The organism is Amycolatopsis thermalba, assembly GCF_023376025.1.
Classification (GTDB): Bacteria; Actinomycetota; Actinomycetes; order Mycobacteriales; family Pseudonocardiaceae; genus Amycolatopsis_E; species Amycolatopsis_E thermalba.
The window spans coordinates 1,277,293-1,290,403 of record NZ_CP091196.1; the positions used below are offsets into that span (position 1 = coordinate 1,277,293).

At 72.2% G+C, this 13,111-nt stretch carries 12 protein-coding genes; 4 read left to right on the forward strand and 8 right to left on the reverse strand.

Annotated features, from left to right (window positions below; translation table 11 throughout):
- Nucleotides 1–10: 10 nt before the first annotated feature.
- Both L1857_RS06280 and L1857_RS06285 read left to right on the forward strand, forming a co-directional pair.
- Nucleotides 11–1,360, forward strand: a complete 1,350-nt coding sequence (locus L1857_RS06280) for an ATP-binding protein (protein ID WP_249464641.1) — start codon at nucleotides 11–13, stop codon at nucleotides 1,358–1,360.
- Nucleotides 1,357–2,031 (forward strand): response regulator, encoded by a 675-nt coding sequence (locus tag L1857_RS06285; protein WP_094003976.1) that lies wholly within the window; start codon nucleotides 1,357–1,359, stop codon nucleotides 2,029–2,031. Before L1857_RS06280 ends, L1857_RS06285 begins: the two co-directional genes overlap by 4 nt.
- On the opposite strand, the gene L1857_RS06290 is transcribed toward L1857_RS06285, so the two are convergent.
- The gene (locus tag L1857_RS06290) at nucleotides 1,989–2,909 is read right to left on the reverse strand and encodes a DMT family transporter (protein WP_116112251.1); all 921 of its coding nucleotides are present in this window, start codon (nucleotides 2,907–2,909) and stop codon (nucleotides 1,989–1,991) included. The two genes, L1857_RS06285 and L1857_RS06290, sit on opposite strands and share 43 nt — an antisense overlap.
- 83 nt (nucleotides 2,910–2,992) lie before the next feature.
- Between L1857_RS06290 and L1857_RS06295 the strand changes: the two genes are divergently transcribed.
- Entirely contained in the window at nucleotides 2,993–3,895 is a 903-nt protein-coding gene (locus tag L1857_RS06295; RefSeq protein WP_116112186.1) for a LysR family transcriptional regulator, read from the forward strand.
- A gap of 244 nt (nucleotides 3,896–4,139) precedes the next feature.
- Here L1857_RS06295 and L1857_RS06300 read toward each other — a convergent pair whose 3' ends face one another.
- From L1857_RS06300 to L1857_RS06330, 7 genes are all read right to left on the reverse strand, one after another.
- Nucleotides 4,140–5,084, reverse strand: coding sequence for a serine/threonine-protein kinase (locus L1857_RS06300; protein ID WP_094003978.1), 945 nt, complete (start codon nucleotides 5,082–5,084; stop codon nucleotides 4,140–4,142).
- Nucleotides 5,085–5,164: 80 nt separating this feature from the next.
- The gene (locus tag L1857_RS06305) at nucleotides 5,165–6,694 is read right to left on the reverse strand and encodes a serine/threonine-protein kinase (RefSeq protein ID WP_116112181.1); all 1,530 of its coding nucleotides are present in this window, start codon (nucleotides 6,692–6,694) and stop codon (nucleotides 5,165–5,167) included.
- Between the two features lie 184 nt (nucleotides 6,695–6,878).
- The gene (locus L1857_RS06310) at nucleotides 6,879–7,721 is read right to left on the reverse strand and encodes a hypothetical protein (RefSeq protein ID WP_094003980.1); all 843 of its coding nucleotides are present in this window, start codon (nucleotides 7,719–7,721) and stop codon (nucleotides 6,879–6,881) included.
- A 163-nt stretch (nucleotides 7,722–7,884) separates the two neighbouring features.
- Nucleotides 7,885–8,916 carry a hypothetical protein gene (locus L1857_RS06315; RefSeq protein ID WP_094004036.1) on the reverse strand — a complete coding sequence of 344 codons (1,032 nt, stop codon included), beginning with the start codon at nucleotides 8,914–8,916 and terminating at the stop codon, nucleotides 7,885–7,887.
- A gap of 342 nt (nucleotides 8,917–9,258) precedes the next feature.
- Entirely contained in the window at nucleotides 9,259–9,564 is a 306-nt protein-coding gene (locus L1857_RS06320; protein WP_094003981.1) for a hypothetical protein, read from the reverse strand.
- Nucleotides 9,565–9,629: 65 nt separating this feature from the next.
- A complete protein-coding gene (locus L1857_RS06325; RefSeq protein ID WP_094003982.1) occupies nucleotides 9,630–9,935 on the reverse strand; it encodes a chorismate mutase in 306 nt (101 codons plus the stop codon).
- Nucleotides 9,936–10,101: 166 nt separating this feature from the next.
- Entirely contained in the window at nucleotides 10,102–10,488 is a 387-nt protein-coding gene (locus L1857_RS06330) for a DUF1707 SHOCT-like domain-containing protein (RefSeq protein WP_116112176.1), read from the reverse strand.
- A gap of 110 nt (nucleotides 10,489–10,598) precedes the next feature.
- On the opposite strand from L1857_RS06330, the gene pcrA reads away from it, so the two are divergent.
- Entirely contained in the window at nucleotides 10,599–13,004 is a 2,406-nt protein-coding gene (gene pcrA / locus L1857_RS06335; protein ID WP_249464643.1) for a DNA helicase PcrA, read from the forward strand.
- Nucleotides 13,005–13,111 lie beyond the last annotated feature (107 nt).

The following is a 13,111-nucleotide window of genomic DNA, read 5'->3' on the forward strand; positions in this document are numbered from 1 at the left end:
TGGCAGAACCATGGATCACGTGCAGGAGAAGCCGCGGACCGAGACCGGTATGCCGCTGCCGCGCCCACCGGGCGAGGCGGCGGTGGTGCCGGCCGCCGGGAGCGCGCTGACGGAGGCCGACGAGCGGCCCAAGATGTACCGGCGCCGGTCCAGCCGGGTGGTGGCGGGGGTCGCCTCCGGTCTGGCCGACCACCTCGGCATCAAGGTGCTCTGGGTGCGCGCGACGTTCGCGATACTGGCGGCGTTCGGCGGGGCCGGTCTGGTGGCCTACGGGCTGCTGTGGGTGTTCGTGCCGCAGCGGCGCCGCGAGGAGACCGAGACGCCGGCCACGCCGAAGGAGAAGCAGCAGGCGATCGGCCTGGTCATCCTGGGCATCGGCCTGCTGGTCGCCGGTGGCGCCCTCACCGGCGCGATCAACGGCTGGGTCGCGGTGCCGCTCGCGCTGGCGCTGGTCGGCGCCGCGGTCGTGTGGCGGGAGGCCGACGAGTCGCAGCGCCGCCGATGGCGGGACGGGGCGCGCTCGGGTGTCGCGGGCATGGTGCTCGGCGGCGGGGGGTGGTCGGCGGCGATCCGGATCCTGGCCGGCGTCGCGCTGGTGATCACCGGGATCGGTGTCGTCGTGCTGCGCACCGGATCGCTCGACCAGGTGCAGTTCGCGCTGCTCGCGGTGCTCGCGACGCTGGTCGGGGTGGCGGTGCTGACCGTGCCGTTCTGGCTGCGGATGGGCCGCGACCTGGGGGAGGAGCGCCGGGCCCGCATCCGCACCGAGGAGCGCGCGGAGATCGCCGCGCACCTGCACGATTCGGTCCTGCAGACCCTGGCGCTGATCCAGAAGCAGTCGGAGTCGCCGAAGGAGGTCGCCCGCCTGGCACGCAGCCAGGAACGCGAGCTGCGTGGCTGGCTCTACGGCCCGTCCGGCTACGGCACGCCGAAGCAGGAGGGTAAGGACCAGTTGACTGTGTTTTCCAGGGCGGTCGCGACCGCTTGCGGCGAGGTCGAGGACACGTTCGCGATCTCGGTGTCGCAGGTGGTGGTCGGCGACGCGCAGCTGGACGAGCGGCTCACCGCGCTGGTGCTGGCGGCCCGTGAGGCGATGGTCAACGCGGCCAAGCACGCGGGGGTCGACGAGGTGAGCGTGTACGCCGAGGTGGAGCCCACCGGGGTCACCGTGTTCGTGCGGGACCGGGGCAAGGGCTTCGACCCGGAGACCGTGTCGGAGGACCGGCATGGCCTCGCGGACTCCATCCGGGGGAGGATGGAGCGCAACGGCGGCACGGTACGGCTGCGCACGGCGCCCGGGGACGGCACCGAGGTGCAGCTGGAAATGCCGGTGAAAGCCGAATCTGGAGGGACGCGTTGAGCGAGACACCGCAGCCGAAGGCCCCCATCAGCGTGTTCCTGGTCGACGACCACGCGCTGTTCCGGGCCGGGGTGCGCACCGAACTGGACTCGATCACCGACGAGGTGCGGGTGGTGGGCGAGGCCGGCTCGGTCGCCGAGGCGGTCGCCGGGATCGCCCGGACGAAACCGCAGGTCGTGCTGCTCGACGTGCACATGCCCGACGGCGGTGGTGCGGAGGTGCTCCGCCGCGTCCGCACCGACCTGCCCGACGTCGTGTTCCTGGCCCTGTCGGTGTCCGACGCGGCCGAGGACGTCATCGCGGTCATCCGCGCCGGCGCCCGCGGGTACGTCACCAAGACCATCTCGTCGAAGGAGCTGGTGCGGGCCATCGCGCGGGTGTCCGAGGGCGACGCGGTGTTCTCGCCGCGGCTGGCCGGTTTCGTGCTGGACGCGTTCGCCGACCGGCCGGGCTCGGCGCCGATCAGCGACCCCGAGCTGGACCTGCTGACCCCGCGCGAGCGGGACGTGCTGCGCCTGCTCGCGCGGGGCTACGCCTACAAGGAGATCGCCTCGGAGCTGTACATCTCGGTGAAGACCGTCGAGACGCACGTGTCGAGCGTCCTGCGCAAGACCCAGCTGTCCAACCGCTACGAGCTCTCCCGCTGGGCCTCGGACCGCAGGCTGGTCTGAACCAGGACGCGGCGCCGCACGCGCGTCAGGGCGACCCCGGCGAGCACGACCGCGACCCCGGCGAGGATCCGCGGGTTCAGGTCCTCGCCGAGGAAGAGCGCGCCGAGCGCCAGTGACACGACGGGCAGCAGGTAGCCGACGGTGGAGGCGGTGACCGCGCCTTCGGTCGCCAGCAGGCGGTAGCTCAGCGCGAACGCGAACCCGGTGGAGAACACCCCGAGGATCACCACGGCGATCACCGGACCGGCGGACAGGTGCACCGGCGTGGTGCCACCGGCGGGCATGGCGAGCAGCGTGAACCCGGTCGCCGCGGTCATCTGCGCGCCGGCCAGCGCGACCGGCGACGAGCCGGTGCCGGACAGGTGCTTGCCCTCGTAGACGAAGACGAACCCGTAGCTCACCGCGGCGGCGAGGCAGGCCAGCGCACCCCAGCTGAGCAGACCGGACTCCTGCCAGGGCGCGAAGATCAGCACGGTGCCGACGAGCCCGGCGAGCAGCCCGGTGAGCTTCGGCGGGTCGAGCCGCCGTTCGACGCCCATCAGCACGGCCATGAGCAGCGTCCACAGCGGGGTGGTCGCGTTCAGCACGCCGGTGACGCCGGAGCTGACGGTCTGCTCGCCGATCGCGAACAGCAGGAACGGCAGCGCGTTGTGGAACAGCGCGGCGACCAGCAGGTGCGTCCAGATCCGCCGTCCGGCCGGGAGCCGGTCCCGGGCGGCGTAGCAGAGCCCGACGAGCACCGCGCTGCCCAGTGCGGTGCGGATGAGCACGATCTGGACCGGCGTGAACGCCTGCAGCCCGATCTTGATCCACAGGAAGCTCGATCCCCACATGAGTGCCAGCGCGGCCAGGCGCAGCAGAGTTTTCGTTTCGGCCACGACCTTCACGATCGCGCCGGCGATCTGTAAGAACAAGCGAAATTATCTACACGCTGCTGTAAGCAGAACTGTATTCTCGGGGCATGCTCGACGTCCGCCGGTTGCAGGTGCTGCGGGCCGTGGTGTCCAGCGGGTCGATCAGCGCGGCCGCCCGCAACCTCGGCTACACCCCGTCCGCGATCAGCCAGCAGTTGTCCACTTTGGAGCGCGAGGCGGGTACCGCGCTGCTGGAGCGGGTCGGCCGCGGGGTGCGGCCCACCCCGGCCGGCGCGTTGTTGTCCCAGCACGCCGAGGTCGTGTGCGCGCAGTTGTCCAAGGCCGAGTCGGAGCTGGCGGACCTGAAGGCGGGCCGGACGGGCCGCCTGGCGATCCGCTACTTCGCGACGGCCGGCGCGTCGCTGGTACCGCCCGCGGTGGCGGCGTTGCGGGCCGAGTACCCGGGCGTGCAGCTGGACCTGCGGCTCCTGGAACCCGTGGACGCGCTGCCACAGGTGGAAAACGGCGACGCCGACGTGGCGATCGTGGTGTTCGCCGGCCCGTACTCGAAGCCGGGCGTCGAGCTGTACCACCTGTTCGACGACCCGTACCGCGTGGCGCTGCCGAAGAGCCACCCGCTGGCCCGCAAGAGGGTCGTGGACCTGGCCGACCTGGCCGACGAGCCGTGGATCAACAACGAGGGCGTACCCGGCCCGTGCCGGGACGTGCTCATGGCCGCCTGCGGGGCCGCCGGTTTCGTGCCGAACTTCGTCATGGAGTGCGAGGACTACGCCACCGCGCAGGGCTTCGTCGCGGCGGGGCTGGGCATCAGCCTGGTCCCGGTGCTGGGCCTGGGCGCCCCCCAACCCGGCGCGGTGGTCCGGCGAATCCGCAACCCGGAACCCATCCGCCCGATCCACGCCGCGGTATCCACCCGCTCACGCGACCAGCCAGCGCTCCGCCACCTACTGAAGGTGCTCAAGGAGACAAGAACGGACGTCGCCGCATAAAGCACAACCCCACAGCACGAACCGCCACCCGGCAACGCAACGCACCACCCCCACGAGCCACCCCCTCTCCCGCAACCCGATCCCCAGCCAAATCGGTTGCCGAGCAGCGGGGTCAAGGTACTCTTTCCAGCCTTGACGCCGCTTCTCGGCAACCGAACAATTGAAGATCGGGTTCGGGAGGGGCAAATCCGGGCGTAGCGAAGCGAAGCCGACGCAGTAGATACGCGCGTAGCGCCCACCCAGCTCACAAGAACAAAAGCTGAGTAACCCCGATCCCAATGGCCGCCGCAACGAGCACAGCCATGGTCGCCAAAATCAACTGCCGCACCCGCACCGGCGAAATCCGCACAATCGGCTCCTTCGGCGGCGAAGGCGGCGGCGTCTGCGGCCGGAACGCGGGCACCGTCGGCAGGGCGGGCGCGGTCGGCGGGATGAACGCCGTCTGCCGCCCCTGCGTGATGGCCTGGAACGAGGTGATGCTGTCGCCCAGCGTGGGGCGGCTCAGCGGGTCCTCGCGCAGCAGCTTCATCAACGCGGGCGCGAGCACGCCGGCCTTCTCCGGCTGCCGCAGCGGCCCGCCGCCGTGGTCGCCGTAGGGCGGCACGCCCTCGACCGCCGTGTAGAGCGTCGCCCCGAGGGAGAACGCGTCGGTGGCCGGTGCGGCGGTCGCGCCGCGCGAGAGTTCCGGCGCCCGGTAGGCGGGGTTGAACCCGGCGCCGGTGAACCCGATGTCGGTGACCTTGACGCCGCCGTCGTCGGCGAGCAGCACGTTGCCCGGCTCCAGCCCGCGGTGCACGACACCGGCCCGGTGCGCCGCGGCCAGCGCGGACGCGAGCTGGATGCCCAGGAACGCGGTCTGCTCGGGCGTGAGCGTGCCGTACTCGGCGAGGAAGTCCGCCATGTTGCGCGAGGGCACGTACTCCATGACGACCCACGGGTTCGCCCCGTCACGCAGCACGTCGTACACGCCGATGGCGCAGTTGTGCTGGATCCGCATCGCCGCGCGGCCCTCGTCCAGCGCGGCGGCGATCGACTGCTCGCTGTGCCCCGGCGCGACCGGCATCTTCTTCGCGGCCACCGTGCGGTTCAGCTGCGTGTCGTACGCCAGCCACACGATTCCGGCGCGGCCACGACCGATCGGCTGGTCCAACCGGTACCGGCCGCCGACGAGTGCGCCCTCAGTACCCACTACACCCTCTCGTCGTCCCGGCGTGTCGGATAGTCACCCACCACCCTACTGGCCGATCCTGAACGTTTCCGGCAGTCGACTTACTGGGTTGGCGAGGTGGCCCCAGTGCTCGGCTCTTCTTCCTCGCTGGACGAGGAGGTCGGGGTCTTCGTCGGGCTCGACTTGCTGGGTGACGAGGTCCGCGGCGTCGAGGTCTCCTCCACGGAACTGCGGCGCGAAGAGGAGGGCCGGGTCTGCTCGTTGCTCTCGCTCCACCGCGTCACGGTGGGCGTCGAGCTCTCCGTCGTCTCGACCGACGAGCTGGTCACCGGCGGCGGCAGCACCGGCGGGCTGGTCTCGGTGGTGTTCGTGGCGTGGTCCGGCTGGCTGAACAGCCAGATGCCGAGCGCCACGAGGCCGGCCACCACGACGGCGCCGATCGCGGCCGGCACCTTCCACTTGCCCCGCTTCTCGTCCGCTTCCTCCGCCGCCGGGCGGGGCTCGTCGTCGTAGCCGTCGTACCCGGCGGGCACCGCGCGCGTCCCGCCCTGGCGGTCGTAGTCGTCCGTCGGGTAGGCGGCTGTGCTGCCGTACGGGTCCGCGTAGTCGTCGTACTCGTCGTAGAACTGGTCGCTCGCGCCGCCGGCCAGCGTGCCGGAGTGCGCGCCCAGGTCGTCGCCCCGGAAGGCTCGCGTGGCACCCGCGCCCGCGGCTGCCCCCAGCGCACCGGCGGCCAGCGCGCCACCGGCGAGCGCCCCGCCGGAGGGCGAGAACTGGGTCTCGTCGTCCGGCCCGCCCAGCGGCGTCTCACCGCGCGCCACGGCGGCGAGCAGCTCCTCGGCCTCGGCGGCGGTCGGGCGGTGCTGGACCTCGGGGTGCAGCAGCACGGCCAGCACGCTCGCCAGCGGACCGGACTGCCGCGGCGGGTTGATCTGCCCCGCGGCGACCGCGTGCAGCAGGCTCAGGGTGTTCTCGCTCAGCCCGAACGGGGGCTGGCCCTCGCACGCGGCGTACAGCGTGGAGCCCAGGGAGAACACGTCGGCCTCCGGACCGGGGTCGCCGCCGATCGCGACCTCCGGCGCCAGGTAGGCGGGGGTGCCGGCGATCATGCCGGTCTTGGTGACCGTGACGTCGTCCTTGGCGCGCGAGATGCCGAAGTCGGTGATCTTCACCACACCGTTGTCGGCGAGCAGGATGTTGCCCGGCTTGATGTCCCGGTGCACGATCCCGACCGCGTGCGCCTCCTTGAGCGCGGCCGCGATCTGGGCGCCGATGCGCGCCACCTCGCGCGGCGGCAGCGTCTTCCGGTCCCGCAGCAGCTCGGCCAGGCTGGTCGAGGGCAGGTACTCCATCACCAGGCACGGGTGGCCGTTGTCGTCGGTGACGACGTCGAACACGGAGATGGCGTTCGGGTGGTGCAGACGGGCGGCGATGCGCCCCTCGCGCATGGTGCGCTGCTTGGCGTCCTCGGCCTCGTGCTGGTCCAGCCCCGGTTGCAGAAGCAACTGCTTGATCGCGACGGCGCGACCGAGTACGTCGTCGTGCGCCTGCCACACGGCGCCCATGGCGCCGGAGCCGATTCGCCGTTCGATCCGGTACCGGCCGGCGACCAGGCGACCCTCGTCGCTCACGCGACCTCCTTCGGGGGCTGTTTCAGGGCGCGACGCAGTGCCGCACGTCTGGGAGCCTATGCACGTAGCTCGGCCCGTAGGCCGGGGTGGGCCAGATCCGTTCAGTCAAGGCTAGGGTGCTCACTCTGCGCGCATGCATCCGGCACTGTCTGGGGCGGCCCGGGCCACGCCTGCTATGGCGGCGCTACAGCTCCTCGGCGGCCAGCAGGACCGCCTCCGAGATGCTGCGTCCGGCCTCGTCGAGACCCAGCTGCTGGGTGACGCGCAGCCGCGTGCCGTCGTCGCGGCGCATCAGCACCACGGCGAGCACCGACCCGTCCGGCTGGACGTCCGCCTGCGTCACCTCGACCTGGCGCATGGTGCTCCAGGCCCGCACCAGGTCACCGGCCTCCTCACCGGCCAGTGCCGGGCTGAGCAGGTCCAGCGCCTTCTCCGGCGCGGAGTCCACCCGCCGGTAGAACTCGTTGACCACCGCCAGCTTCTCCGCGTCGGTCAGCTCGGGGGTGGTCGTCGTCGGCGCGGCGGAGCCCTCGGGAGCGCTCGTCACCCCGGCCGCGGGTGCCTGGGTCTGCGTCACCGGCACCTGGGCGGCCGGCGCGAGGTTCAGCTGGGGGTGGCCGGGGGTGCGACCGCCGTGCTGCTCGTCCGGGGCGCCCCCGGAGGCGAACCCGCCGAGCGCGGCCGCGCCGGTGATCTGCGGCGGGGCCGGGCTGGCCGGCGCGGCCGACTGGTCGCGGCCCCGGCTGAGCAGCGACGACGCCACGACCGCGCCGACGAGCAGCGTGCCGGCCATGGTCAGCCCGGTGAGCTTGGCGAGCTTCGCGCCCCGGCTCTCCGGTTCCCGCCGCGGTTCGGTCCGGGTCCGCACGCGCGGGGGCGGCAGGTACTTCCGCGGCTCGCGGAACACCTGCGTGAGGTACTCGCGGTCGACCATCTCGTTGTCGAGGATCTCGGGGGAGATCAGCTCCTCGACGCGGAGTGCGTCCGGCGTGCGGATGGCGCGACGCCGTTCGTGTGCGACTCTCATGGACCTGTCGTCTGGATCTTCCGTCTCGGGGGGACTCGCCGGGGGTGTCTAGCTGTTCATCAGCGAACCCCGGTACCGCGTTACCGGCCACCCCCGATCGGTGGAGGGGCACCCGGGCACGACGAACGGCAGTTGCCGTCACCCACCTGGACCAACGTGCTGGTCAGGCCCCGTCGCTGGTGATCTTGTCGCCGGAGAACTCGAGGGTGCGCTGCTCGGTGACCTGGGTGCCGTCCTTGTAGACGGTCTGCACGGTGCACACCGTCTTGCCGTCGTACTGGTGCACGCGGATGTGCTTGACCTGGAAGTACGCCACGTTCGCGTACTTGCGCGCCAGCCCCTGCGGACCCTCCTGCCGCAGCTCGCCGCTGGTCATCGAGGCGGCCGCCTCGGGGTTCTCGGTGACCGTGTCGAGGTAGCTCTGCGAGGTGCTGGCCAGCGTCTTCGGGTCCTCGTCCGCGTACACGGTGAACCGGTACGGGTCGGCCTCGTAGGGCGCGGGGGAGGGCGGCGGCTTGCGCGGGACCGAGCTGGTGGTCGGCGTCGGTGTGGCCGAGCCGCTGGTGGGGCCACCGGCGGTGGAGGTCTCGCGGACCGTGCTCGGGCTGGGAGCCCGCACGCCCGCGCTCTCGGTCGGCTGGACGCTGGTCGTGCCCGCCACCGGGACGTCGTCAGGGGACGTGCTGCCGGCGGAGTCGCCCTGCGCGCCGCCTCCGGTGGGCGGCGCGAGCTGCTCGCCGGACAGCGTGGGCACGCCGCCGCCGAGGCCCGGGACCCACCCGCCGCCCGCCTGGTCGGGCGCCGGTTTCGCGACGAACGCCGAGCCGGCGAACATCAGCGCGACGACGACGCCGCCCGAGGAGGCGGTGGCGAACCAGGCGGCCTTGCGCCAGCTGCGCGGCGGGGTCACCGAGGCCGGCACGTTGCCGAGGTCGAAGGAGCCGAGGCCGGTGACCGGCGCCGCCTCGTACACGCGCACGTCGGTGTCCTCGGCGTCGCGGTTGCGCGGCGGGGTCAGCTTGACCTTGGTGCGCTGGGGTCGCCGCCCGGCCGGGCTCGCCTGCACCGGCTGGGGCGGGGGAACGGGGAGCTCACCGTGCGCGGAGGGGAACACCTCGGCGCAGGGCCGGGTGTCCGGGATGCGTTCGGTCAGCGGCAGGGAACCGCGGGCGGGTGCGTCGAACGGTTGCGGCACCCGCCGGACGGCCGGCTGGTTCGCCGGGACGACCGGGGTCCAGGTTCCGGCGCCACGGCGGTGCCGGCCGGTCCGGGAACGAGAGCTTTCCGTGAATTCGGCCCCGCGTGTCATGCCGTGTGGACACCGCCCTCTGCGTCCTCTGACGCCGGAGGAAGGCCGATTCGACCGAATGGAGCAGGCCGTGCATGTGCGGGTGCACGTTCGTCTGCACGCGCACGACCTGTCGCCGGGCGCGTGGTGCCGAATCTGGGCCGTTCCACGCCCTCAAGAGTAGGAGCCCGCGGCTGTTGTCAAAGCGTGAGCCCGCAAGTTCACTCTGTTGGGGCGTCGGCGTTCCCGTCACCCACCGCTTCGGTAGCGCGCCTGGGTCGACTGGAGGGCCTTGGTGGCGACTGCGCCGCTGCCCGCGGCGACGATGATCGCGAGGATGTCCATTCCGGTGCCACCCGACGTGAACAGCCACGCGAGCAGCGCCGCGGCGGAGGTTCCCCCGGCGAGCGCCCACCGGCCGCGGACGTACTGCGCGACCGGCGCGCCGCCGGCCCGCTTGTTCGCCGCGTTGTTCAGCAGTGCCAAGTAACCCACATGGGCTAGCGAGGCGAGCACACTGGCGATCGCGATGATGACCGCGATGACGTTAATCATGTCTCCAGTGTGCCCGTCCGCCGAGCCACCGGACCTCCGGGAAGCCCCGGAAATCGGACGATTTTTCAGCGGCCGAGCCGGCCGCGCCCCAGGTTCAGCAGCGCCATCGCGAGCTGGCGGCCGTCCGGGCCGAGTTCGCGGTAGCGGGCGAGCACGTCCATCTCGCGGTTGTAGACGATGCGGGTGCCGCCCGCGGCCATCCGCGCGGCGCCGATCGTCTGGGACACCTCGACCCGGCGCTTGACGAGCCGCAGGATCTCGGAGTCGAGCCAGTCGATCTCCTTGCGCAGCTCGGCGATCTCCTCGGCCGAAGCGACGGGTTCGCCCGAGGTCTCCGGCGAGCTGTCCTTCTCATTCGTGCGTGCGTTCATCGGGCCCTCCGGTCGGTTTCCGGACCCGCACGGCCCCGAAGCCGACGAAAGCCCCGGGTCCGCGGACTCCGGGGCTTGTGGTGACGGTGGTGTGGGCACCTACGCGATCACGGGAGCCGGAGTCCGGATCCCGTAGAAAAATCGGTACGCGTGGTGCTGCACGAGATCAGTATGGCACAACTCGTCCCCGGCCGCGGACGGCCGCGTGTGCGAGCAGGCTCACGCCGAGCCAGAACACCGGGAACACCGGCCAGAAGAACTCCGCGTCCGACACCGCGAACCGGACCACGAGCAGCGCGGACAGCACGGCCACGACCGCGGCGTGCACCTGCAGCGGTCGTGGGAAGCGCGGCGGCCGCGGCGGCGTTGGTTCCGGTAGGTCGCGCGTGAGCGCGGTCAGTTCGTCGACGTAGGTCGCGGCGTAGGCGGCCGCGAGCCGCTCTTCGGCTTCGCCTAGGGTCAGCCTGCCCTCGCCGCTCGCCTCCTGCAGCCGGGTCGCCACGCGCTCCCGGTCCTGGTCCCCGGCGCGGATCCGGGTCGATGGTGTGGTCATGTCGTCGATCCTCCGCGCGGCGAGCGCCTCGCGCGTCCGTCCGCCGTCGACACCTGGCGGTACGTCCGGCGCGGTAAACCGTCAGTGCCCCCGAGTAGCGTGGAGAACCGATGAGCACCCTGTTCGACCTCCCCGCCGAGCCGCCCGCGCGCCCCGCGCCGGGCCGCCACGCCGACCTGCTCGCCGACCTCAACCCCGCGCAGCGGGAGGCGGTCACGCACGCCGGGGCGCCGCTGCTGGTCGTCGCGGGCGCCGGGTCGGGCAAGACCCGGGTGCTGACCCGCCGGATCGCCTACCTGCTGGCCGAGCGCGGCGTGCACCCCGGCGAGATCATGGCGATCACGTTCACCAACAAGGCCGCGGCCGAGATGCGCGAGCGCGTCAGCGAACTGGTCGGCAGGCGGGCGAACGCGATGTGGGTCTCCACGTTCCACTCGATGTGCGTGCGGTTGCTGCGCCGCGAGGCCAAGACGCTGGACATGTCGTCGAACTTCTCGATCTACGACGCCGACGACACCCGGCGCCTGGTCACGCTCGTGGCGCGCGACCTGGACATCGACCCCAAGCGCTACCCGGCCCGCGCGCTGGCCGTGCACATCTCCAACCACAAGAACGAGCTGGCCGACCCGGAGGACGCCACCGCGAAGGCGTCCAACGACCTGGAGCGCCGCGTCGCCGAGGTCTACACCGAGTACCAGCGGCGGCTCCGGCTGGCCAACGCGTTCGACTTCGACGACCTGATCATGCGCACGGTCGAGCTGTTCCAGACCTTCCCCGACGTGGCCGAGCACTACCGCCGCCGGTTCCGGCACGTCCTGGTCGACGAGTACCAGGACACCAACCACGCCCAGTACACGCTGGTGCGGGAGCTGGTCGGCACCGCGACCAGCGAGTCCGGCGTCGAGCCGGCCGAGCTGTGCGTGGTCGGTGACGCCGACCAGTCGATCTACGCCTTCCGCGGCGCCACGATCCGCAACATCGAGGAGTTCGAGCGGGACTTCCCGGACGCCCGCACGATCCTGCTGGAGCAGAACTACCGCTCCACCCAGACCATCCTGTCCGCGGCCAACGCGGTCATCGCGCGCAACCCGAACCGGCGGGACAAGCGGCTGTGGACCGACTCCGGCGACGGCGAGAAGATCGGCGTGTACGTCGCCGACAACGAGCACGACGAGGCGGCCTTCGTCGCGGGCGAGATCGACGCGCTGGTCGACCAGGGCCAGGCGAAGTACTCCGACGTCGCGGTCTTCTACCGCACGAACAACCAGTCGCGGGTGTTCGAGGAGATCTTCATCCGGCTCGGGCTGCCCTACCGGGTGGTCGGCGGCGTCCGGTTCTACGAGCGGCGCGAGGTGCGGGACGCGCTGGCCTACCTGCGGGTGCTGGCCAACCCGGAGGACACGGTCAGCCTGCGGCGGATCCTGAACGTGCCCAAGCGGGGCATCGGCGAGCGGGCCGAGGCGTGCGTGGCCACGCACGCCGAGCGCGAGCGGATCTCCTTCGCGGCCGCGTTGCGCGACGCCGCGGCGGGCCGGGTGGCGCTGCTCAACCCGCGGTCGGCCAAGGCGATCGCCGGGTTCGTGGAGCTGCTCGACGGGTTGATCGAGCTGGTCGACGGTGGCGCCGAGGTCGCGGACGTGCTGGAAGCCGTGCTGGAGCGCACCGGGTACCGGGCCGAGCTGGAGGAGTCCGACGACCCGCAGGACGCCTCGCGGGTGGACAACCTGACCGAGCTGATCACGGTCGCGCGCGAGTTCGCGGAGCAGGCGGCCGAGATGGCGCCGCTCGCCGAGGACGACGCCGGGGTGCCCGAACCGGGCTCGCTGCCCGCGTTCCTGGAGCGGGTGTCGCTGGTCGCGGACGCGGATTCGGTGCCGAGCCCGGACGAGGACGGTGCGGAAGAGGACTCGGGCGTGGTCACGCTGATGACCGTGCACACCGCCAAGGGGCTGGAGTACCCGGTGGTGTTCTGCACGGGCTGGGAGGACGGTGTCTTCCCGCACCTGCGTGCGCTGGGCGAGCCGGCCGAGCTGGCGGAGGAACGGCGGCTGGCGTACGTGGCGATCACGCGGGCGCGGCAGCGGCTGTACCTGAGCCGGGCGATCACCCGGTCGGCGTGGGGGCAGCCGATGACGAACCCGGCGTCCCGGTTCTTCGACGAGGTGCCCGCCGAGCTGCTCGACTGGCGCCGCGAGGAGCCGTCGTCGGCCGCCGAGCCGTCCTTCGGCTCACCGCGCGCCGCGACGACGTGGGGACGGCGGTCGCGCTTCGGCGAGGACTCCGCGCAGGCCGGCATCGCGGCCCGCGGCATGCGGTCGACGCCGTTCAAGGGCTGGCAGAACACGGTCGCGCTGAAGCTCGAGGTGGGCGACCGGGTCAACCACGACAAGTACGGACTGGGCACGGTGGTCGAAGCCTCCGGCGAGGGCCCCCGCGCCACGGCGACGATCGATTTCGGCAGTGCCGGCAAGGTGAAGCTGATGCTGATCGGCAGCGTGCCGATGGTGAAGCTGTAGCCGCTGTGTGCCCGGCTGCGGAGGGCGCGGCTGTGGCCGCTCGCCGGGGCGCGGAGGGGGCGGCCGCAGGCGCCGCTCGCCGGGGCGTGGAGGCTGCGGCCGCAGCC